Annotated in this window: 20 protein-coding genes and 1 tRNA gene; 5 read left to right on the top strand and 16 right to left on the bottom strand. The window is 39.5% G+C overall.

Annotated elements, in window-relative coordinates; genetic code table 11:
- Positions 1-23: 23 nt before the first annotated feature.
- The 5 genes from H5079_RS02070 to H5079_RS02050 all read right to left on the bottom strand — a co-directional run bounded on the left by H5079_RS02070 (position 24) and on the right by H5079_RS02050 (position 4,135).
- Entirely contained in the window at positions 24-410 is a 387-nt protein-coding gene (locus H5079_RS02070) for a hypothetical protein (RefSeq protein WP_011328093.1), read from the bottom strand.
- Positions 411-460: 50 nt separating this feature from the next.
- Positions 461-551, bottom strand: a tRNA-Ser gene (locus H5079_RS02065).
- 151 nt (positions 552-702) lie between these two features.
- Positions 703-1,080: a hypothetical protein gene (locus H5079_RS02060; RefSeq protein WP_011328092.1), complete on the bottom strand. Its 378-nt coding sequence runs from the start codon at positions 1,078-1,080 to the stop codon at positions 703-705.
- 324 nt (positions 1,081-1,404) lie between these two features.
- Complete coding sequence (locus H5079_RS02055; RefSeq protein ID WP_182683308.1) at positions 1,405-1,953, bottom strand: NAD(P)H nitroreductase; 549 nt, start codon at positions 1,951-1,953, stop codon at positions 1,405-1,407.
- Positions 1,954-2,173: 220 nt separating this feature from the next.
- Complete coding sequence (locus H5079_RS02050) at positions 2,174-4,135, bottom strand: FAD-dependent oxidoreductase (protein ID WP_182683307.1); 1,962 nt, start codon at positions 4,133-4,135, stop codon at positions 2,174-2,176.
- A gap of 316 nt (positions 4,136-4,451) precedes the next feature.
- Here H5079_RS02050 and sppA point away from each other — a divergent pair, with 316 nt between their 5' ends.
- Both sppA and ansA read left to right on the top strand, forming a co-directional pair.
- A complete protein-coding gene (gene sppA / locus H5079_RS02045) occupies positions 4,452-6,317 on the top strand; it encodes a signal peptide peptidase SppA (RefSeq protein ID WP_182683306.1) in 1,866 nt (621 codons plus the stop codon).
- Positions 6,318-6,388: 71 nt separating this feature from the next.
- The gene (gene ansA, locus H5079_RS02040; protein WP_011328088.1) at positions 6,389-7,399 is read left to right on the top strand and encodes an asparaginase; all 1,011 of its coding nucleotides are present in this window, start codon (positions 6,389-6,391) and stop codon (positions 7,397-7,399) included.
- An 83-nt stretch (positions 7,400-7,482) separates the two neighbouring features.
- Here ansA and gndA read toward each other — a convergent pair whose 3' ends face one another.
- Positions 7,483-8,856 carry an NADP-dependent phosphogluconate dehydrogenase gene (gene gndA / locus H5079_RS02035; protein ID WP_011328087.1) on the bottom strand — a complete coding sequence of 458 codons (1,374 nt, stop codon included), beginning with the start codon at positions 8,854-8,856 and terminating at the stop codon, positions 7,483-7,485.
- A gap of 337 nt (positions 8,857-9,193) precedes the next feature.
- Between gndA and pyk the strand changes: the two genes are divergently transcribed.
- Positions 9,194-10,630, top strand: a complete 1,437-nt coding sequence (gene pyk, locus H5079_RS02030; protein ID WP_011328086.1) for a pyruvate kinase — start codon at positions 9,194-9,196, stop codon at positions 10,628-10,630.
- Positions 10,631-10,711: 81 nt separating this feature from the next.
- On the opposite strand, the gene H5079_RS02025 is transcribed toward pyk, so the two are convergent.
- From H5079_RS02025 to thrS, 10 genes are all read right to left on the bottom strand, one after another.
- Positions 10,712-11,536: a LytTR family DNA-binding domain-containing protein gene (locus H5079_RS02025; RefSeq protein ID WP_089368227.1), complete on the bottom strand. Its 825-nt coding sequence runs from the start codon at positions 11,534-11,536 to the stop codon at positions 10,712-10,714.
- Positions 11,536-12,606: a sensor histidine kinase gene (locus H5079_RS02020; RefSeq protein ID WP_011328084.1), complete on the bottom strand. Its 1,071-nt coding sequence runs from the start codon at positions 12,604-12,606 to the stop codon at positions 11,536-11,538. Before H5079_RS02020 ends, H5079_RS02025 begins: the two co-directional genes overlap by 1 nt.
- Positions 12,607-12,801: 195 nt before the next feature.
- Entirely contained in the window at positions 12,802-14,358 is a 1,557-nt protein-coding gene (locus H5079_RS02015; RefSeq protein ID WP_011328083.1) for a SulP family inorganic anion transporter, read from the bottom strand.
- A gap of 133 nt (positions 14,359-14,491) precedes the next feature.
- Positions 14,492-14,950, bottom strand: coding sequence for an Lrp/AsnC family transcriptional regulator (locus H5079_RS02010; RefSeq protein ID WP_011328082.1), 459 nt, complete (start codon positions 14,948-14,950; stop codon positions 14,492-14,494).
- Positions 14,951-15,044: 94 nt separating this feature from the next.
- The gene (locus H5079_RS02005) at positions 15,045-15,686 is read right to left on the bottom strand and encodes an MBL fold metallo-hydrolase (RefSeq protein ID WP_011328081.1); all 642 of its coding nucleotides are present in this window, start codon (positions 15,684-15,686) and stop codon (positions 15,045-15,047) included.
- 1 nt (position 15,687) lies between these two features.
- Positions 15,688-17,505, bottom strand: coding sequence for a M14 family metallopeptidase (locus H5079_RS02000; protein ID WP_086996030.1), 1,818 nt, complete (start codon positions 17,503-17,505; stop codon positions 15,688-15,690).
- A gap of 273 nt (positions 17,506-17,778) precedes the next feature.
- A complete protein-coding gene (rplT, locus tag H5079_RS01995; protein WP_011328079.1) occupies positions 17,779-18,141 on the bottom strand; it encodes a 50S ribosomal protein L20 in 363 nt (120 codons plus the stop codon).
- A gap of 15 nt (positions 18,142-18,156) precedes the next feature.
- A complete protein-coding gene (gene rpmI, locus H5079_RS01990; protein WP_004587840.1) occupies positions 18,157-18,357 on the bottom strand; it encodes a 50S ribosomal protein L35 in 201 nt (66 codons plus the stop codon).
- Between the two features lie 212 nt (positions 18,358-18,569).
- The gene (gene infC / locus H5079_RS01985; RefSeq protein ID WP_080516827.1) at positions 18,570-19,130 is read right to left on the bottom strand and encodes a translation initiation factor IF-3; all 561 of its coding nucleotides are present in this window, start codon (positions 19,128-19,130) and stop codon (positions 18,570-18,572) included.
- 61 nt (positions 19,131-19,191) lie between these two features.
- Complete coding sequence (gene thrS, locus H5079_RS01980) at positions 19,192-21,102, bottom strand: threonine--tRNA ligase (protein ID WP_089368226.1); 1,911 nt, start codon at positions 21,100-21,102, stop codon at positions 19,192-19,194.
- Between the two features lie 382 nt (positions 21,103-21,484).
- Here thrS and H5079_RS01975 point away from each other — a divergent pair, with 382 nt between their 5' ends.
- Positions 21,485-21,931 (top strand): DUF3010 family protein, encoded by a 447-nt coding sequence (locus tag H5079_RS01975; protein ID WP_011328076.1) that lies wholly within the window; start codon positions 21,485-21,487, stop codon positions 21,929-21,931.
- A 182-nt stretch (positions 21,932-22,113) separates the two neighbouring features.
- Complete coding sequence (locus tag H5079_RS01970) at positions 22,114-23,847, top strand: AMP-binding protein (protein ID WP_182683305.1); 1,734 nt, start codon at positions 22,114-22,116, stop codon at positions 23,845-23,847.
- The last annotated feature ends 70 nt before the right edge of the window (positions 23,848-23,917 follow it).

The following is a 23,917-nucleotide window of genomic DNA, read 5'->3' as shown; positions in this document are numbered from 1 at the left end:
CACAAAATAAACCCGCTTTGGGGCTAGTTTTTGCTGTGTTTTACTTTAATTAGGCCAACAATATAGGTACTCACTGGTAAACTGCATAAAATTCCAGCAAGTAGCGCTAAAGTGAGTAATCCACTAGCACCAAATAATAAAAATGGAATTACCACAAGCCCAACTAAACCTATAAATACTGAGCCAATAACTGGCCAAAATTTATCGTATTTAGTAATTAAATGAGCCACTAAAATATTAAAACCGAGGGCATAAACAAAGGCGGTAATAACAGGGTTATTTGGTTGCGCATCAAGCGCCATTTTGACTAATAAACTTATTGCACTTTGATAACAATAAGCAAACACAATCCATAATAAAACGTGTTTAATTAATTGCTGTGAGGTTGAAAGGTTAGTTGATTTTGACATACAAGTTCCACAAAGCAAAAAACCGCCAATAAGGCGGTTTTTTTAAATAATGGTGGAGAGATAGGGATTTGAACCCTAGATGGGCTATAAACCCATGCCGGTTTTCAAGACCGGTGCATTCGACCACTCTGCCATCTCTCCGCACGGCGCGAATAATAGGGGTAAATGACAAACTTGTAAAGGCTTAAAAGCATAAAATCGTTAAAAATAATTTTATGCTTAAAATTAAAGCAATGTATTTAAATACCAATTATTAATTTAGCAACAGCTAAATTTAACAAAGGAGTTTATTTTAGTAATATTGCTTTGGTCTGCGTGCAATCCAAGAACAAAGCAAACACACAAATAAACTTAAAGTTAAAAATGTTGCACTTTGAAATATTAAATCAAATCGATTTAAATCATCACTAGGCACTACTACAACCAAAAATGCAGGCAATACGGTGAGCAATAACACATAACAACATATTTTAAATGCACGACCAAAGTCATAGCGTTTAGATTGTTGCATCCACCAGGTTAAAACAACTAACACACCCATTGATGAGGCAACAATAAAATGTGCTTTACTGGTACTCATTGCAACATAAAGGGTTATAAAAGCACCTATGGCGCCCCAAAAAGACCAGGCTAGCCAACTTTCTTTTTCACGTAAAAATAAATTTCCCATTAATTTCGTCTTCTTTATCTTTGTTTTTATTAAGACTTTCCATACTTTATCAAAAAACAATCGATTAAAAAACAAACTGCAGAAGGAGTTTTATAGATTACGCATCCTAGCACTTCTCACAGCTAAACTACTTAACCTGAACTCTGGTTAAGGTATTTACTAACACATTTAATAATAATGATATTTAAACTTATTTTCTCTAGCGTTGAAAATAGCTGCTAGAGATAGATTTATTATAAAGAGTTCTGGTCACTTACACATCCACTCTAACATACAAGCGTTAATGGTGTATGAGTATAAGTAGGGCAAAAAGTTCATCTTATTTTATAAGTAGCTGAAAAAATCAACAGTTTTATGACGAGGCGACTTTTTACAATCAACAGCCGGTGTGCCTAAATACAAATAGCCCACTATTTCGTCTTGCTCATTTAATTTTAATGCCTGTTTAACTGCAGGGCTTTGCGCAAAAAAACCAGTTCGCCAAATACCACTAAGCCCTTGTGCAAAAGCCGCTTGTTGCATAGCAAATACGCTACACCCTGCGCTTTGTATTTGCTCAATTCGCGGAACTTTTGGGTGTTCTTGATACTTTGCTATAGCAATAATAATCATAGGCGCGCGCAACGGGTGCTCTTTAGTGCGCTCAATCATTTTTTCGGCTTGTTGCTCTGCAATTGCACTTTGCTGAAAAATGTCGCCTAATTTATGGCGCGCATCGCCTTGTACAACAATAAATTGCCAAGGTGCAATACAACCATGGTCGGGAACACGTAGCGCGGCTTGCTGGATCACCGCGAGTTGTTCTTCATTTGGGCCTGGCTCTGTTAATTTGGCGTCAGATTGACGGGTCAATAATAATTCAATCGCGTTCATAACCATCTCTCAAAATAAAAGCTAGCATAGCATTGATTTAACATAGAAAAATAAAGCGCTGTAATATCAGTGCTTATTTTAGCGAGAATAATAGATAAACAGCCTAAGCTGTATATTAACAGGCGGGATAAACTTATACCCCGCCTAAATAGCGGGGTATAGTATGCAGTAGCCAATTGGTTATAACAAGTTAGACTAGCCTATTGGCTAAGCCAAAATGTTATATTTCTCTGGCAATTTGCAGCGCTTCATAAATAGCACGTTTAGCATCAATTGCGGTGGCAAGCTTAGCGCCCCCAATAACATGCACTTTGGCGTTGTCGCTTTGCTTTGCCAATACTTCATTATTAGAAACCTGACCAATACAGGCAATCACAGTATCTACAGCTAATACTTGCTTATCTCCTGCAACTGTAATGGTTAAACCATTTTTATCAAAACTATGATACTGACAATCAGCAATTTGTTTAACGCTATGTTGCTTAGCTACTTGGCGATGGATCCAGCCTGTTGTTTTACCCAAATCACTACCAAAGCGACCTGCACTGCGTTTTAGCATGTACAGTTGGCGAGCATCTTTATGGGGTTTAGGTTCGCACTCAATACCCCACTGGCTTTTAAAGTCACTAATACTTTGCGACTTTTGCTCGCTTAAAAAAGCCACCATATCAAACCCGATTCCACCGGCGCCTAATATAGCAATTGACTTACCTAACTCTACTTCACCACGAATAACTTCATCGTAGGCAAATACGCGTTTACCATCACTGCATTCAATACTTGCCTCACGCGGCCTTACCCCTGTGGCAAATACAATGTCATCATAGTGTGCAAGCATGCTGTCGTTGTATGCTTTACCTAACTCAACCGTTACGTTTAAACGTTCAAGCTCATTAGTGTAATACGCTAAGGTATGATTAAAGTCTTCTTTCCCAGGTATTTGCATGGCTAAATTGAATTGCCCACCCATTTGCATTTTTTGATCTATCAGCGTTACTGTATGGCCTTTTTCTGCCAAATAACAACTTGATGATAAACCCGCAGGCCCTGCACCAACTACTAATACCTTTTTAGCTTTAGTCGTTTTTTCTAGTGGGTAGTCGAGTTCAAAAGCCGCTTGTGGGTTAACTAAACAAGTAGCACGTTTGCCTTTAAATACGTGATCCAGACACCCTTGGTTACACCCTATACAAATATTAATATGCTTTGATAACTGATTATTATATTTATTAAAAAACTCCGGATCAGCCAGTAATGGCCGCGCCATCGAAATTAAGTCGGCATCGCCTGCGTTTAGTATTTCGTTAGCTATTTCTGGGGTGTTAATACGGTTTACCGCGATAACGGGTACTTTAATTACATCTTTTAAGCGTTTTGATGCTTCTTTAAACGCCCCAGGCGGAACCATACTTGCAATTGTAGGAACTCGCGCTTCGTGCCACCCTATTCCTGTATTAAAAATATCAACACCCGCTTTTTCAAGTTCAAGCGCTTGAATAGTTACTTCTTCAGGGGTAGAACCATTAGGAATTAAATCCATTACCGACAGTCTAAAAATAATTAAAAACTGCTCCGATACCTTAGCCCTAACCGCTTTAACTATTTCAACGGCTAAACGCATTCTATTTTCTAAACTGCCACCAAACTCATCATCTCGTTTATTCGTATGCGGTGCCATAAACTCATTAATTAAATACCCTTCAGAGCCCATTACTTCTACGCCATCGTAGCCTGCTTTTTCAGCCATGTAGGCTGAATGTGCAAAGTCTTTAATAGTTTTTTTAATTGAGCTTAACGACATTGCCTTTGGCTTATAAGGACTTATAGGTGCTTTAATTGCGCTCGGAGCTTGATTAAAAGGGTGATACGCATAACGCCCGGCATGAAGTAGTTGCAAACATATTTTACCACCATGCTTGTGTACTGCATTGGTGTAAGCACGATGTTTAAAAACATCGTAATAGCTATTAAAGGATGACGAAATAGGCGTTAATTTACCGCGTAAATTTGGGCTATAGCCCCCGGTAATTAACATGGCAGTACCACCTTTAGCACGTGCTTCGTAAAAAGCACGTAGGCGTTTGCGGTTATGCCAACCTTCTTCAAGACCGGTGTGCATTGAGCCCATTACTAAGCGGTTACGTAATTGTGTGTGTTTTAATTGTAATTGTTGTTCTAACATCCTGTGCCCCATTAACTGGTCTAACCTGTGTGCATTGATCAATTCTGCTTTAATACCGACCAATAAGCAATATCTGAACTTAGTATTTTAATAAACTGTTGCACATTAGGCTAACAATACCCATTTTTCGGCTATTACAAGCCTACTTTTTTAATTTCAAAAAGTGCAACTGAAGTTTATATTGATAAAAATGTGAATAGCAACAGTGGCATAATTAGCTTTATAAATACTTCGTTACGATTTAGCAGTTAAATTTATTTATATTCTGAGCTAAGATGCTTGTAATGTATTAGTTGTACCAAATTAAGGATCTATTTTGATTGCAAAAGTATTTAAAGGTATTTGGACTGGGATAAATTTTTCTCGTCGTTTAATACTCAACATTTTATTTTTATTACTGGTTATTGTTTTTATTGTGTCTCTTTCAAGTGACGGCGATAAAATAATTGTAGAAAATGGCTCAGTACTTAGACTAAATCTTAACGGCCCTATTGTTGAAGAAAAAACCTATATAGATCCTATTGAAGCAGCAATTAGTGATGCTACTTCAAACGCTGAATCACCGGGTGAAATTTTACTCGATGATATAGTTGAGGTTATTAACGAAGCCGCAAAAGACGACCGCATCAGCATAATACTGTTAGATTTACAAGAAATGCCAAAAGCGCATTTAAATAAATTAAAACAAATTACCAAGGCACTTGAAGCATTTAAACAAACGGGTAAAAAGGTTATTGCCTCTGGTTATTACTACACTCAAGCTCAATACTACATTGCAGCACATGCAGATGAAGTCGCTATGCACCCTTATGGCAGTGTAGCAATTGAAGGCTTTGGTATGTACCCACTGTACTTTAAAGAAGCACTTGAAAAGTTAAAAGTAACGCAGCATATATTCCGTGTTGGTACGTTTAAATCGGCAGTTGAGCCGTTTATTCGCAATGACATGTCGGATGCAGCTAAAGAAGCTAACCGCGTATGGTTAACAGCACTTTGGAATGAATACAAACAAGATGTTGCTGCAGTACGTCCTTTTGATGAATCAAACTTTGACGAAACCATGGATGTATTTTTAGCAAAAATGACAGCTGCAAATGGCGACGCGGGTCAATATGCGCTAGATAATCAATGGGTCGACACATTAAAAACCAATCAACAAGTTCGCCAACAGTTAATTGATTTAGTTGGCGCTGATGAAAAAGGCAAAACTTTTAAACAAGTTTCATTTCGTCAATATTTAAGCCTAGTTAAGCCCCCTGTTGTATTTGATAACCCAATGACAGAAAAAGTCGCGGTAGTTGTTGCTAGAGGTACAATTGTAGATGGTGAGCGCAAAGCCGGCGAAATTGGCGGCGACTCTACAGCTGCACTACTGCGTAATGCACGTTTAGATGACAAAGTTAAAGCCGTAGTACTGCGCATTGATTCGGGTGGCGGCAGTATGTTTGCCTCTGAAGTTATTCGCGCTGAGGTGTTAGCACTTAAAGCAGCAGGTAAACCTGTTATTGCTTCAATGAGCTCTGTTGCAGCTTCTGGCGGTTATTGGATTGCTTCAGCAGCGAATGAAATTTGGGCTGCGCCAAGCACAATTACCGGCTCTATTGGCGTATTTGGCACCTTTATGACCTTTGAAAACACCTTATCTAACCTTGGTGTTTACTCGGATGGCGTGGCAACAACCGACATGGCTGGGTTTTCTATTACTCGCCCGCTTGATGACAAAATGGCGCAAGTAATTCAAATGAGTGTTGAGGAGGCCTACGGACGCTTTTTAGATGTGGTTGCAGATGCACGTAACATGACACCTGAGCAAGTTGATAATATTGCGCAAGGCCGTGTATGGATCGCAGCAAAAGCACAAGAGCTAGGCTTAATCGATAAACTAGGTGATAAGCAAGACGCAATTAAAGCGGCAGCAGCACTTGCTAAACTAAATCATTACGATGTTAAAACGATTAAACAAAGCTTGAGCCCGCAACAAAAAATGATTCAAGATATTTTAGGTAATGCGTCGGTTAAATCTATGCTTGGCAGTAACAACGCAACAACCTCGGTTCTTGCAACGCAAGCTAACTTACAAAGTGTGGTTAAGCGTTTAAGTAGTGAAATAGATAACCTTAAAGATTATAACGATCCACAAGGTGTTTATGCGCGCTGTTTAGCTTGCTCTGTCGCACAATAAAAGTGCATCTGCCTTTATAAGCAGCTGTATTTAAAGTTATACTAAGCCCAGTTATTTTACTGGGCTTTTTTATGAAACGTAAACGCATTTACATCGCTTACACTGGCGGTACAATTGGGATGAAAAAATCGAGTCGCGGCTATATTCCTGCAGAAGGGTTCTTAACTCAGACTGTGGTCAATAATGCAGAATTTAACCGTGAAGAAATGCCACTTTTTGATATTCACGAGTATTGCCCTTTAATTGATTCCTCTGATATGACGCCTGCTCACTGGCAGTTAATAGCAGATGATATAAAAAACAAATATCAAGACTATGATGGCTTTGTTGTCCTCCACGGCACCGACACTATGGCGTATACCGCCGCCGCCTTATCTTTTATGTTTGAAAACTTAACTAAGCCTGTAATCGTTACCGGCTCACAAATTCCCTTGTCGCAATTGCGCTCAGACGGGCAAGTGAATTTACTCAATGCTATGTACTTAGCAGCAAACTACCCTATTGCTGAAGTAAGCTTATTTTTTAATAATCAGTTGTTTCGTGGTAATCGAGCCACTAAAGCCCATGCCGATGGATTTGATGCATTTGCCTCACCAAACCTTGAACCTTTAGCGCTTTCAGGTATTAATATTCAACTTATAAAAGGCCAATTAAGCCCCTATGTTGAAAACGATTTACAAGTAACCCCCATTACAACGCAGCCTATTGGTGTGCTGCATTTATATCCGGGTATTAGTACCGAGGTTGTGAAAAGCTTAGTAAACGGTAGCATTAAAGCATTGGTATTATTAAGTTTTGGCGTGGGCAACGCACCACAAGATCCTGAATTTTTAACTATTTTAGAGCAAGCCAGCAAGCGCGGCGTTATTATTATAAATTTAACCCAATGCATAAAAGGTCATGTAAATATGGGCGGCTATGCAACGGGTAACGCGCTCCTTAATATAGGTGTGATCAGTGGTTACGATATGACATTAGAGGCTTGCTTAACTAAGCTGCATTACTTATTAAGTCAAAACCTTGAAGTAGAGACAATTCGCCATTTAATGCAAGACAATTTACGCGGTGAGTTAACCCGTTAATTTAGCGGACTTAAAATTAAAAAAGCACGCTAAATTTAGCGTGCTTTTTTGTCGTTTTAATAATTAACCTGCACTCTGGTTGATTAACGTACTTTCGCGTCAATCTCAACTAGGTCTGTTAAATGACACACTTCACCTGTATGGGTTTTAACCCCATGCTCACCAAAGTAATCACGCTGGGCTTGTACTAAATGCCCATTACTTGGAGTGGTTAATGTAGCAAAGTAAGTTTGCGATGAGCTAAGCACCGGAAACGCTAAGCCTGTCATCATTGCTTGGCCTGTTATTTTACGCAGTGCAAATACTTCTTTATCAAGGGTGTCAATAAATTCAACGCCTTGTGCAACACTATCTAAATAATCAGCACGAATAATACAACCCGCACGCCATGTTTGCAGTGTTTTAGACAAATCTACTTTCCACTGATGCGTACGCGACGCGCCTTTAATTAAAGCCAAACCTTGGCGATAAGCAAGTAAGCTCGCTAAGGTAAATGCATCTTTAAGCTCAACTAAGTCAATTTCAACTTTAGTGGTTGCTCTATCGGCGTAAGTCATCTCTTGTGCAGCAGTTGTGTCATAAACATTCGTTAAATGACGTGCTTGCACTGCAGCTACTAAAGACGGTACTGCAATACCAAGCTCTAATGCATTTTGCGCAGTCCATAAACCTGTACCTTTAGCGCCCACTTTATTATCAATTAAGTCCACAAGTGGTACATTATTTTGATTTTCAAGTGACAATATGTGGCTAGAAATAGACAATAAGTAGCTGTTTAAATGCTCTTGCGACCATTCGTCAAAAATTTCTGCTACTTCTTTAGGTGAACGCCCAGTGCCATGACGCAGCAATTGATACACTTCAGCAATAAGTTGCATTAGCGCATATTCAATGCCGTTATGAACCATTTTTACAAAGTGACCACTGGCTGATTGGCCCACACGAGCGAAACATGATTCACCCTTATAACTTGCAGCAACCTTTGTAAACCATGGCTCGACACGCTCCCAACCACCTTCAGATCCGCTTGCCATCATTGCAGGACCATGACGAGCACCTTCTGCGCCGCCTGAAATCCCCATAGTGGCAAACTCAAATTTATTTTGGTATTTAAGCTTGCGGTTAATACCGTCTTTATAATTACTGTTACCACAGTCAACTATAATATCGCTGCACTGTACGCCAGCTTCTATGAGCTCACTGCATACAGCATCAACCAACTCGCCCGCAGGAACAAGCAACAAAATAGAACGCGGTGCTTCTAAACGTCTAACCATGTCTCCTAAATCAGAAACAATGTGCAGCTTATCAGCTAAACCTTCTGACTTAGCGCAGCTCAATAACTCTTCACCCGCATGGGGGTTTTTGTCATAAGCGACCAGCGTTATGCCCTTTTCAATTAAGTTTAGGGCAAGGTTTTTCCCCATAACGCCTAACCCTACTAATGCAACTTGCATTTAGTGCCCTCCTCGGTAACAACTAATTGGTTAGTTAATTTAAATAAATACTTTGGCACGTGTATTATATCATGAGCAAAAAAATATACTTTTATCACAATGTAATTATATCAAACAACAGCGGACTCAGGGGGAGAAATAGTCGCTAGATTAAAAATTTATAGATCATTGACGCCCCCTGACACCGGTGTCATAATGATCGCACATTCATTTTGTATATAATAGTGGCAATACAATAAAAATTGCCCATAACTAAAACTTTACCTGCTAATGGTAACTGCTTTATAAAACAAAATAACCGTCAATCTGCTTAAAATTAAGCATACAGGAGAATTAAATGCTAAGACGCACAAAAATAGTCGCGACACTAGGGCCTGCTACTGATAGAGATAACAACTTAGAAAAAATTATTTGCGCAGGTGCAAATGTCGTACGTTTAAACTTCTCGCACGGTGTGGCACAAGATCACAAAGACCGCGCCCAAGCGGTACGCGAAATTGCTAAACGCTTAGGTAAACATATTGCTATTCTTGCTGACTTACAAGGCCCTAAAATTCGTGTTTCTACCTTTAAAGAAGGTAAAGTAACCCTTGCTGTTGGTGCCAAATTTACCCTTGATGCAAAAATGGAGTTAGGCGAAGGCGATATTAACGCTGTTGGTATAGATTACAAAGAACTACCTAACGATGTAAGCGCTAATGATTTACTGCTGTTAAACGATGGCCTTATTCAGCTACGCGTTAACGAAGTTGTTGGCCACTTAGTACATTGTACTGTAACTGTTGGCGGTGTTTTATCTAACAATAAAGGGATTAACCGTTTAGGCGGCGGCTTAACTGCGCCGGCATTTACAGAAAAAGACAAAGAAGACCTACTTACAGCTGCAGAAATTGACGTTGACTATATAGCCGTTTCATTCCCACGCAGTGGCGATGATATGCGCTACGTACGCTCACTGGCTGAAGCCGCAGGTTCAAAAGCGCAGTTATTGGCAAAAATTGAACGTGCAGAAGCCGTTGAAACACAAGAAGCCGTTGATGATATTATTCTTGCGTCTGATGCGGTGATGGTTGCCCGCGGTGATTTAGGTGTTGAAATTGGTGATGCCGCGCTAATGGGCAAGCAAAAACTCATTATTCGCCGTGCGCGCTCATTAAACCGTACCGTTATTACTGCGACGCAAATGATGGAGTCGATGATCGACAATCCAATGCCAACACGTGCTGAAGTAATGGATGTTGCCAACGCAGTGCTTGATGGTACTGATGCCGTAATGCTTTCGGCTGAAACAGCCGCGGGGGATTATCCTGAAGAAACCGTTGCAACTATGGCGCGAGTTTGTTTAGGTGCTGAGTCGCAAAAAGAAACGCATGTTTCTAAACATCGTTTAGACAGTCGTTTTTCAAGTAATGCAGAATCTATCGCCCTTTCGGCTATGTATGCAGCAAACCACTTAGATTCAGTAAAAGCAATTGTTACCTTAACTGAATCAGGTAGTACGGCTAAGTTAATGTCGCGTATTAGCTCAGGTTTACCTATTTACTCGTTATCTCGCCATGCCAGTACACTAGGACAAACTGCGCTATACCGTGGTGTTTATCCAGTATTTTTTGATTCTACTAAAACTGAAAAAGACGGCATGGTTAAAGCGGCACTTGCAACACTTGTTGAACAAGGTGCTTTAGAGTCTGGTGATACAGTTATTATTACTCACGGTGACTCTATGGAAACTGTGGGCGCAACTAACACCATGAAAATTGTTACTGTAAGCTAATATTTAATACAGTAACTTAAATACAAAAAGCGAGCTAAGCTCGCTTTTTTTGTATCTACTCTGCAATCACTAACTGAAATATTAACTCGCTAATGCTGCTTTTACTTTATCGCGGTAGCTACGGCTTACTTTAAGCTCTTGACCGTTTTCAAGTACTAATAAATATTCACCACTTACTTGAGTGACCAATTTACTGATTTGTTTAGTATTTACAATTGCACTGCGATGCACGCGTACAAACAACTGCGGATCAAGCTCTTGTTCAAGCTCTTTCATGGTTTTACGTAATATATGCGTTTGCCCATCTTGGCAATGTAGGCACATATAATCACCCGCAGCATCAACCCATTGAATAGTAACAACTGGCACACGAATTATTTCGCCCTGCTCTTTTACGGCAAGCGACTCTGGGTAACGTCTATCCGTTAATGTGTCGCCTGTGGCTAATTTTTTAAGTATTTCTTCGCAATTATTACCTGTGATCCCAGCGACAAAGCTTGCTAGTTTTTTCTTATGGGCGTTGTCTTGCTGCGTTTTTAAATAAGTATGCACTTTTTCTACCGCCTGCTTAAGTCTGTTGTCATCAACGGGTTTTAAAATGTAATCTAAAGCATGTATTTCAAATGCTTTAACTGCAAACTGATCAAAAGCAGTAACAAAAACAATAGCTGGTAATACTCGTGTACTTTCGCTTAACGCGCGTGCAACTTCAAAACCGTTCATACCAGGCATTTGAATATCTAAAAAAATGAGATCTATTTTTTGATTTTTACATATTTCAATCGCATCGGCACCGGAACTACATTGTTTGATCACTTCAATGTCAGCAAACTCTTCAAGCCTTACAGCTAAGCCTCTACGTGCTAATGGCTCATCATCAACTATAAGTGTTTTTATTTTTATCATTACTTTACTGCCTTCTCAAACGGTACTCGCAGATTAACTTTTAACCCACTTGGCGTATTATGCGATAATACAAACGAATAATTATTTTCGTAGAGCGTTTTTAATCTATCCTTGGTATTTGCAACGCCTACACCTTGAGCATTTACCAACTGACCATTAATTAGTTCTGTTCCTGGTCCATTATCACCTACTTCAAGTAATAATTCATTAGCAAACACTTGCGCCTTAATATCTATTACACCGCCCTCTACTAAGTGTGCAATTGCATACTTAATCGCATTTTCTATAATAGGTTGTAAAATCAAGCTCGGCACTAATGCCTGCTTTGCTTGCTCACTAATTTCTATATTTACTTTTAAGCGTTCATCAAACCGCACTCGCTCTATTTCTAAATAAAGCATTAAGGCATGTAACTCTTGCTCTAGCGGCACTTTTTTAATTGGATCTGTATTAAGTGTATAACGTAAAAAGTCGCTTAATTTTGACACCATTAAATTAGCATCTTTGTTCTCTTTTACCAAAATTAATGTAGAAATAGCATTGAGGGTATTAAATAAAAAGTGCGGATTTAACTGATACCTAAGCATTTTTAATTGAGCTTCGTGCGCCATGGTAGTGGCTTTTAGTGCTTTTTGACGCTCACTTTGTAATAGCTGGTAATACTTAACGCCAAAGTATAAACCACTCCAACATAAAATTATGTATACCGAATCTAAGCCTTGCTGCAGGTAGTAAAACCATTCTTCTGGCCGATAGCCATGGCGGTATATTTCCCATAAATTAAATTTTTGTACCACAGCCCATAAAGTCCCCGTAATATAGGACGCGCTAAATACAACCAGCATTAATACCCAAGGTGAAGCATGCCAAATTTTTCGGTAAATATAGCGCAGCGGCACTGTCATTAAACAGCCTGCGTAGGCATTTAATAAAATAACAAATACGTAAATATCGCGCATTTCAAATACTTTAGAGCCGATATAATTTACCAAGGCGTAACCAATCCAGCCTGCTACTTGCAAGAGCCAAAAAAAACGCTGTCTGTTATCAATCAAAGATTGCCAATTCAAAATAAATTATTACCCTATGTATTTGTCACTATTATATCGAGTTATGTAAACGCTTAGCACTACCAACCATCTTGCTTTTTAAGAGCCTTGCCGCAAACAGGTATTGATCGCATCTATAGTTACGCATAAAAAAGCGAAAGGAATAAACCTTTCGCTTTTAACGTATTTATTTACTAAATTATTGCTTAATTTAAATTAAGCAAGCTTATCTGATACCACTTTATAGGTTGGATCTTCAATTACATTAACTTGAACTAAATCGCGTGCTTTATGCAGCAGTTGCGTACAGTCTTTACTTAAGTGTCGTAGGTGTAATTTTTTGCCTGCTTTTTTATATTTATCAGCTAAGCTGTCAATTGCCTCAATGGCACTGTGATCGGCCACACGACTATATTTAAATTCAATAATAATATCGTTAGGATCGTTCTTTACATCGAATAATTCAACAAAGTTTTTAACCGAACCAAAAAACAGCGGTCCATGTAATTCATATACTTTAGCACCTTGTTCATCAATATAGTTGGTTGTGTATATATGCTTTGCATGCTGCCAAGCAAATACCAATGCCGATACAATCACACCCACACACACTGCAATGGCTAAGTCGGTAATAACGGTAACACCCGACACTAATACAATTACAAATGCATCAGACAGTGGTACACGCTTCATCATTTTAAAGCTTGCCCATTCAAAAGTACCCAACACCACCATAAACATCACACCAACCAAAGCAGCCAGTGGGATCATTTCAATTAAACCTGAGGCAAAAATAATAAACGCAAGTAATATTAGCGCAGCACTAATGCCCGATAAACGCGAACGCCCACCTGAGTTAATATTGATCATTGACTGACCTATCATGGCACAACCGCCCATAGCACCAAACATGCCACAGGTAATATTTGCAGCGCCTTGGCCTATACATTCTTTGTTACTATGCCCACGCGTTTCTGTTATTTCGTCAATTAGGCTCAGCGTTAATAAAGACTCAATTAAACCAATTGCCGCTAAAATAAGTGCATAAGGAAAAATAATAATAAAAGTATCTAGGGTAAATGGCACCATAGGAATATGAAATTCAGGTAAACCGCCAGCAATCGTTACCGCTTCATCGCCGGTCATCCCTTTTAGGAAATCAAGTACAGTGTGCGCTTCTAAATCAAAGCCAATAACCAAGGCTGTAACTGTTACAATAGCAACTAACGACGATGGGATTGCTGTAGTTAATTTAGGTAAAAAATGAATAATAGCCATGGTTAGTGCCACTAACCCCAACATAATATACAGAGGATTCCCTGTCATCCATTGCTGACCGCCCATGCCATCGGGAACTTTAAACTGCCCCAACTGAGCTAAGAATATAACGATGGCTAAGCCGTTCACAAAGCCAAGCATTACCGGATGCGGCACCATACGAATAAACTTTCCGAGCTTAAAAACTCCAGCCAGTATTTGCAGTATGCCCATTAGCAGCACAGTGGCAAATAAATATTCAACCCCATGATCAAATACTAAACTTACCATAACAACAGCTAAGGCACCGGTTGCGCCAGAAATCATGCCAGGGCGACCACCGAAAATAGCCGTAATTAAACCAACGATAAACGCGGCATAGAGTCCAACTAAAGGTTCTACATTTGCAACAAAGGCAAACGCAACAGCTTCTGGGACCAAGGCTAATGCCACGGTTAATCCAGATAGGATATCGTTTTTAGCAGAGCTTGGCGCTTTGCTGAGTAAGTTAAACATTGAGTTCCTCAAGTGTTTTCATAGACGGGTAACAAAAAAAAGCGCTGAATTCTATCAAATTAGCGCCCAGTTAACAATTGTCAGTAGGGCATTAACGCTAAGTAATAAGTACTTAGCGTTAATAGATATTTGGTTACAGAGGTAGAGCGGTACTGCGTTTAACGCAAGTCATGGTCACATTAGAATGTACTTCTTGAACGTACTCTAAGCTAAGCAAGTTATCACGTACAAAGTGCTCATAGCCCTCAATACCTTGTGAAATAATACGCAGCATAAAGTCCATGGTGCCTGCCATAGTGTAACATTCCGTTACTTGATCGTAACTCAATATTAGTTTTTCAAATTCAGCAAGATTCTTTTTACCATGATTCGATAAACGCACGTGAGCATAAACCAGCATATCAAAGCCCAGCTTTTTCTCATCTAAAAGTGCAACTTTACTTTTTATGTAACCATCTTGCTCTAGCTTAGCAATACGGCGCCAACAAGGAGATTGCGACAAACCTACTTTATCTGCTATTTCAGCGGTTGATAAACTAGCATCTTGCTGCAAAAGTGCCAAAATTTGGCGATCTACGTGATTTAGAGACATTTTATTTCTTATTTATCAGATAAACTGGCTAAATTATACATGTGTTTTAAAAAACAGTCTGCTTGTTTTTGGCAAAAAAATTATTTACTCAGCATTAACCAAACTGCCCACTTATAAAAGGATTGTTCTGTTTTTCGTAGCCTACGTTCGTATCGCTGCCATGCCCTGCAAGTATGCGGGTATTATCGGGGAGCGTCATTATTTGCGTTTTAATTGAGGTAATTAACTGCTGAGCATCTCCTTTTGGGAAATCCGTGCGCCCTACTGAGCCTTTAAATATTACATCACCCACAATAACACACTGCTGTTGTGGCTGATAAAACACCACATGACCAGGAGTATGCCCAGGGCAATGCCTTACGATAAAGCTCAACTCCCCAACGCGTATTATATCGTCGTGTGCTAGCCACTCATCTGGATAAAAAGCAGTAACCGCTGCAAAACCAAACATTTGTGCTTGCATTGGTAAATTTTCAAACCAAAAGTGCTCATCTTTATGTGGGCCAATTATTTTTACGCTATAGGTATTACGCAAGGCATCAGCCGCACCAACATGATCTAAATGGCCATGCGTTAACCAAATTGCTGTTAACGTTAAATCGTGCTGTTTTAATGCCGCCACAATTTTGTTGTAATCGCCACCAGGGTCTACTACCACAGCTTGTTTGCTTTGCGAGCATGCAATAATGCGACAGTTTTGTGCAAAAGCAGTAACGGGTATTGTAATTATATGCATCTTAAATTTCTTTATCTTTTTGCTCAGCAAGTACAATGTCTTCTTCAAAAGACATTAATATTGGATATTTTAAATAAGCTTGATCGTAAAATGGGCTCTGCTCATATAACCAATTTAAGCGCGCATCGGCATCTTTGGCAAATACCTTATCGTCATTAATCTTTTTATCGAACGCGAGCGCTAATTTAGGATTATTTTTGAGCATTTGGCGGGCATAAGGAATTAATGCATAGTTTTCCATGTACTCAGTACGCTGAAAAATAGTATTAAATTCGCCCCACGCAAAAAATGAGTCAGGCGCTTCGGGGTGTAATAAATGCACCGCCAACTCGCCTGCTTTTTGCTGCGTGTTCACTTGATACCAGCCATTTAAATCAACATTAATTGCAGCAACATAATCAAAGTTTGCCGAGACTCTAAATCGCCCTTCAAAGGGGGCTTTATCAAAAGTGTAATCTTTTACTTTCGCTACTTTTAATGGTTGAGTATTTACCCCCTCAAGCTGAGTAAGCTCCACACCATGCAATTTAAGTTTTGCTACAAGGTCGCTATACACTGGCGGAATAAAGAATGCTTTAGGTACTTCAACTGTATGCAGCACCTCTTTTTGCCAATAAATAGGAAGATTAGTGTAGTCTTGCTTATTACCTAAATATTTAACTTCTACTTGCCCAGAAAGTGCATTTTGTTCTCGCGCGTAACTTATGCCTTTAAATTCTATTTCGTTTGCTTGCTCAGCATAGCCGCGCTTAACACTAAGTTGCTTAGGAATAAATGCTTGCTCTTTTTTTACCGCAGCTAATAATTCATTACTATGCTCAGCAAGCGCACTTATTGCGCCATCTAAAAACACATACGTCCCCAAAACTCGTTGTTTATAGGGTTTTAATGAATGGTTTTCAACGAGAATGGTCGGTAATGACTTTAAGTCTCCCCAGCCGTTAGAGTATCTTGGCGTAGCCACCCAACCCGCTAGGCCACTTTTAAACTCGCGCTTGTCCATAACAAATACCAGTGGTCCTGGTATATGTCCTTGCGATACCAGCTTTTCATCTATTAAAGGTTTAAAAAGTTGATTGAGTGTATCTGATACCGCCGGCGACTCGCTAGCAAACACCGGATTGTAGCCATAGGTTACATCGTATTGATAATCTGCACCGTCGGTTACATGTACATCAATATACAAATTAGGGTTGTAGTCGTTAATTACTTTTAAAACACTTTTAATTTCTGGTGTATCGAGTTTAGTAAAATCACGATTTAAATTTAGATTATTGCCATTGGTTCTAAAGCCCATTTTTACCGGACCGCGCTGATTAATACGGTTAAATGCACTACTGCGCTCGTGGCCATCTACGTTTAAAATAGGAATAAATAAAATATTAACGTTTTTTAATATATCGCGGCGCTTACCTGTTGCTATATCTCTGAGCAACATAAACATGGCATCTTTACCGTCAATTTCTCCGCCATGAATACCGGCTTGAACAAAAATGGTTGGTTTAGTATCGTTTGCTATTTGACTGGCTTGAAAATACCCTTGCTCGCTGGCAATCAACATTTTTATAGCCCGTTGGCTATTGCTGTAACCAATTGTTTGAGCTTTAAATTGCGTTGGGTTCGCAGCAACCAGTCTGTCTACAAAAGCCATCGTCTCGGCATAACTTGGTGATGCTTCACCAGAGGAAAGTTCAAAGTCAGTGGTCAGTGGACCTGCTTTTTGCATTAGGGATATGCTTTGCCCTTGCCATGGCAACAAAGGAGGTAAATGGCTGTCATACGCCACACTAGCTGATAAAACCAATAAACTTGCAAACATAAAATTCTCTAACAAACGCCTTAATTAAATAAATTATATCAATTAAACATTTTTATATGATGAAAGTGCGGTGATTCAACAAAAAAAAGCAGCCAATAACATTTAGCACTTTGTTTGTGTTTAGCGAATTATTAAGGGGAACAATAAATTTACTAAAATTCAATATACTATGCAGTTTATACTAATGATAAAAGCAAACTGCGGAATAATTACTATACGCCGAACACAAAAAAAGGAGCCATAGGCTCCTTTTTAATACTTATATAAAAAAGCTTAAGCGGCCGCTAGGCCTTCTTTTGCTTTTTCAACAAGCGCTGCGAATGCAACTTGGTCATAAACAGCGATATCTGCAAGGATCTTACGATCGATTTCTACAGATGTCTTTTTAAGACCACTGATAAAACGGCTGTAAGACAGACCATTTTGACGTGAAGCAGCATTGATACGTGCAATCCATAATTGACGGAAAGTACGTTTCTTCGCACGACGGTCACGGTAAGCGTATTGACCCGCTTTAGTAACAGCCTGGAAAGCTACACGGTAAACACGTGAACGTGCTCCGTAATAACCTTTTGCTTGTTTTAAAACTTTTTTGTGACGTGCACGTGCGACAACGCCGCGTTTAACTCTTGCCATTTCTAAAAACCCCTATTAAGCGAACGGTAACATACGTGAAACTAGACCATGGTCATTTTTATGAACCATCATCTTAGGACGTAGGTGTAACTTACGCTTAGAAGTTTTCTTAGTCAGAATATGACGAAGATGCGCTTGTTTACGCTTGAAACCGCCAGAAGCAGTCTTTTTGAAACGCTTAGCTGCGCCTCTGTGACTTTTTAGCTTATAAGCCATTGCAATAACTCCAAATTGTATTGCATTTAAATTAGTAAGCAGGCGTGAGATATATTGCTATAGCTCCACTTTCAGGCCTAACTTACTGCCATGTTCCGGTGAAAACCCAGCATAAATGCTGCAATCTTACTTTAAAACCGGTTAACTCAGGTGAATATTTACATATTACTTGCAGACCTGAGCTATTTTCGGTGCGTATTATCGCTTAAAAATTATTTTTTAGCAACAGGCGCCATCATCATAACCATTTGGCGACCTTCAACGCGATTAGGGAAAGACTCAACAACTGCAAGCTCCTCCAAATCGCCTTTGATACGGTTTAATAATTCTATACCAATTTCTTGGTGAGCCATTTCACGACCACGGAAGCGAATCGTAATTTTAGCTTTATCGCCAGCTTCTAAGAACTTACGTAAGTTGCGCAGCTTAACCTGATAATCACCTTCATCCGTACCAGGACGGAATTTGATTTCTTTTATCTGGATTTGCTTTTGCTTCTTCTTCTGCTCTTTTAGTTCTTTGCTTTTTTCAAAGATGAACTTACCGTAGTCCATGATTCTACAAACAGGCGGCTCAGCGTTCGGGCTAATCTCTACAAGATCAACACCCGCTGCATCAGCCATAGTTTGCGCGTCTTTTAATGACTGAATTCCAGCTTGCTCGCCGTCAATGTCAATTAAGCGAACTTCTTGAGCTGTAATTTCTTCGTTAATACGATTTTTTTGGGCTGTTTGTTGCCCTTTCTTGCCGCCTCTAATAGTACGTTCCTCCAAGAATATCAATAATAGTAAGCGTGTAATTGGCTGTTTGTAAATGCCTTACACGCCCGATTTTTTATTGTCGACTTTTTATCTCTTCGCTAATTTTAGCTACAAAGTCATCAACATTAAATTTGCCAAGGTCTTCACCTGTGCGGGTACGTACTGCTACTTCTTGTTGTTCAACTTCTTTATCGCCAACAACAAGTAAGTAAGGAATACGCTTAAGTGTATGCTCTCGGATTTTAAAGCCAATCTTCTCATTTCTCAAGTCAGCAGTGGCTCTAATTCCAAGTTTATTTAATTTTTGTACAACTTCTTTAACATAATCGGCTTGTTTATCGGTAATATTCATAATTACCACTTGCTTTGGCGCAAGCCACGTAGGGAATAAACCAGCGTATTCTTCAGTTAAAATACCAATAAAGCGTTCAATAGAACCTAAAATAGCACGATGTATCATAACTGGGGTGCGGCGTTCGTTATTTTCAGCAACATAAGTTGCGCCTAAACGACCCGGTAATGCAAAGTCTAGTTGCACTGTACCACATTGCCACGCTCTGTCTAAACAATCGTACAAAGTAAATTCAATTTTAGGGCCGTAAAATGCGCCTTCACCTGGTAGGTAATCAAATTCAATCTCGTTTAGTTTAAGTGCTTCGGCTAATGCCAGCTCTGCTTTATCCCACATATGGTCTTCACCAATACGTTGCTCTGGACGTGTTGAGAGCTTAACCACGATTTTTTCAAAACCGAATGTTTCATATGTATCATAAACCATCTTAATACACGCTGAAACTTCGTCCATTATCTGCTCTTCGGTACAGAAAATGTGCGCATCATCTTGGGTAAAGCCACGTACGCGCATTAAGCCATGTAATGCACCCGATGGCTCGTTACGATGACAACAACCAAACTCAGCCATACGTAGTGGTAAATCGCGGTACGATTTTAAACCTTGATTAAATATTTGTACGTGACCTGGGCAGTTCATTGGTTTAATCGCGTATTCACGCTTTTCAGACACTGTGGTAAACATAGCATCTGCATATTTTTCCCAGTGACCTGATTTTTCCCATAACGAACGATCCATCATCATTGGACCTTTTACTTCTTCGTAATCGTATTCACGTAGTTTTTCACGCACAAACTCTTCAAGCTCACGGTAAATGCTCCAACCATCGTTGTGCCAAAATACCATACCTGGCGCTTCTTCTTGCCAATGCCATAAATCAAGTGCTTTACCAATACGGCGGTGATCACGCTTTTCAGCTTCTTCAAGGCGTTTTAAATACGCTTTAAGTTGCTTTTTATCGCCCCACGCTGTGCCGTAAATGCGTTGTAGCATTTTGTTTTCTGAATCACCACGCCAATATGCACCCGCTACTTTCATTATTTTGAAGTTTTGGCAAAATTTCATGTTAGGTACGTGAGGGCCACGACACATGTCTACATATTCTTCGTGATGATATAACCCTGGACGGTCATCTTTAGCGATGTTTTCATCCAAAATTTCTATTTTGTATGTTTCACCACGCGCTGCAAATACATCGCGTGCTTCTTGCCAGCTTACGGTTTTTTTAACTACATCGTAGTTTGTTTTAGCAAGTTGCAACATACGCTTTTCAATCGCGTCAAGATCATCTTGAGATAACGACTGTTCCATATCAATATCGTAATAAAAGCCGTTATCAATAGTAGGACCAATTGCCATTTTTGCATCTGGGAAAAGCTGTTTAACTGCATGCCCAATTAAGTGTGCACACGAGTGACGAATAATTTCTAAGCCGTCGTCGTCTTTTGCGGTGATGATTTCAAGGCGCGAATCTTCACTTATTAGGTCACATGCATCAACACGCTCGCCATTAACACGGCCAGCAATGGTCGCTTTAGCGAGTCCTGGGCCAATATCGTTGGCAACATCTAGCGTACTTACTGGGTTTTCAAAACTACGTTGACTTCCGTCAGGGAGAGTAATAACTGGCATTATAAATCCTTGCTACAGTGGTGACACCTACAATGTATCACGTGTATTTTTTAAATTAATTAAATGAGAATGACTCGACAACGCTCTTACGAATAAGCATTGACTATTTTTCGCCAAATTTGGCTAATGTAGATGCTGAGTCTGCTCAACTACAAAAAAGATATTGTCGCGTGCAACGCTACTAATTACAAGTTTAAAGCGGCTAAAACACCTGCTATTTTGTTATAAAGGCTAAATTAATAATGTTTCGGCGCAGATTTTATTGCATCAATATAATAAATCTAATCGCCGTTAAATTTACAACTGACTTAAGTGCTTACTCTCGCAATTTAATGGATGTTGCGTATAATACTGGGTAATTAAGTTATATTAGAGAATAGTAATGAGAACATGTGGTGTAGATATTACCGGTAGTGATGTACTACTTTGTATTTTAAGTAAAGATAATGACGTATTTGATATTCGCGACGTGCGCCAAACACGCTTTACCTTAGGTAACGGTAACGACACAGAAGTAATGCGTAAGTTTCAGTTTGATTTTGCCAAGCTAATGCAAGATTACCAAATTGATTCTGTTGCAATACGTCAACGTGCTCCAAAAGGTAAATTTGCTGGTAGTGCTAATGGTTTTAAAATGGAAACCGCGATTCAGCTAATCGAAAACCTTGATGTAAAATTATTTACAACAACCGAAATTAAAGAGCAAGTTAAACGCAACCCTATCCCCATTGATTTTGAGGATACCGGTCTTAAAAAGTATCAAGAAAATGCTTTTGTAAACGCTTACGTTTATATTATGAAAAAAACTTACCGCAGCGACGAAATGTAACCTCATTTAGTAGTTGCTAAAAGCGCGTACTTACAGTGTAAGGCGCGTTTTTTTTGCTTTATTTTTGCTTATTTCATTTTCAGCAACAAACCTAAGACATTAGTCTACCCCCCTTCCCTTTGTCGACAATATATGTTTATTTATCATTCAAGCAATTCATATCTACTGATACGGAGAATGACATGAATGTAACAACAAAAGCGGTTAAAGAAATAGAAAAAACAAACCCTATGCCGCTATTGCAGAGTTATTTTAAAGGAATACAAAGTACCCCATTAACCAAACAAACCATAGGTGACTACTTCGACAGCATTGTCGACAATACCCCCGACGCATTAGCCGTGGTTGTGCACCATCAAAACATTCGCTTGAGCTATAAAGAATTTCAGCATCAAGTTAATCAATTAGCAATGGGTTTACTTGCACTGGGTATTAAGCCTGGAGAAAGAGTAGGTATTTGGTCACCAAATAACATCCAATGGTGTTTAACTCAGTTCGCCACCGCTAAAATTGGCGCAATTATGGTCTGTGTAAACCCAGCTTATCGCCCCAGCGAATTGCAGTACGCTTTAAACAGCGTTGAGTGCACCACCTTAATTACTGCTTCCGAATTTAAAGGCAGCAACTATCTGCAAATGCTACAAAGTTTGGCGCCAGAGCTAGCAGAGTGCGAAAAAGGTCAGCTTAATGCCGCTGCTCTTCCCACGCTTAAAAACGTAATTAGAATTGGTGATGAAGCAAGCCCTGGCATGTTTTCATTCGCTGAAGTAACCGCACTTGCAACTCAAGAACATAAACAGCAGTTAGATTCAGTCGCCGCAACTCTTAATTGCAATCAAGATATCAATATTCAATTTACGTCTGGCACCACTGGCAACCCCAAAGGGGCAACGCTTACCCACAAAAACATTTTAAATAATGCGTTATTTGTTGGTGAAGCCATGCACATAACCAATAAAGATAAAATATGCATACCTGTGCCACTTTATCATTGCTTTGGTATGGTACTTGGCAGTTTAGTGTCTATGAGCAAAGGGGCTACAGCAGTTTATCCTGGGGATGCATTTGATCCGAAAACAACTCTCGAAGTAGTACAAAATGAGGGCTGTACAGCACTGCATGGTGTACCGACCATGTTTATTAGTGAGCTTGAATTAAGTAACTTTAATGATTACGACTTAAGTACATTACGCACTGGTGTAATGGCCGGCTCTACCTGCCCAGAGCAAGTAATGCGCAAAGTACAAACTTTAATGAATATGCACGAAGTAGTTATTGCATATGGCCAAACTGAATGCAGCCCTATTAATAATATTACTGAAACCGACTCATCTATTGAGCGCCAAGTAACCACAGTAGGCCGTGCATTAGCGCATACCGAAGTTAAAATAATTGACGAGCTAGGTAATATTCAACCCGTAGGGCAATCGGGTGAGGTATGTAGTCGCGGTGCAGGTATTATGCGCTGCTACTGGAACGATGAAGAAAAAACCAAAGCGACTATAGATCAAGATGGTTGGCTGCATTCTGGCGACTTAGGGGTAATGGACAGTGAGGGCTTTGTTAGTATTGTTGGCCGCATTAAAGACATGATAATTCGCGGCGGAGAAAACATTTATCCCCGCGAAATAGAAGAAGTGCTTTATACCTACCCAGGTGTTCAAGATGCCGCTATATTTGGTATTAGCGACGAAAAATACGGTGAAGAAGTATGCGCCTGGATCCAACCAAAAGAAGATGCGGTTTTAGATGAAGAGCAAATACGGTTATTTTTAAAAGACAAATTGGCTTACTTTAAAGTGCCTCGCCATATTCGTTTTGTTGAAAATTACCCTATGACGGTAACCGGTAAACTGCAAAAGTTTAAAATGCGCGAACAAATGCAAGAAGAGTTAGCAGAAAAAGCATTTTCATAATTATCAACTTTAACAATGCGCAGCCTAAAACAGGCTGCGCTATTATTATAGCAAACGTGCACTAACTAAC

Origin of the sequence: Pseudoalteromonas sp. SG44-5 (assembly GCF_014164175.1) — a bacterium.
GTDB classification, from domain to species: Bacteria; Pseudomonadota; Gammaproteobacteria; order Enterobacterales; family Alteromonadaceae; genus Pseudoalteromonas; species Pseudoalteromonas nigrifaciens.
Note: the sequence above shows the minus strand (reverse complement) of the source record. Positions and strands in the feature narration are given on the sequence as shown.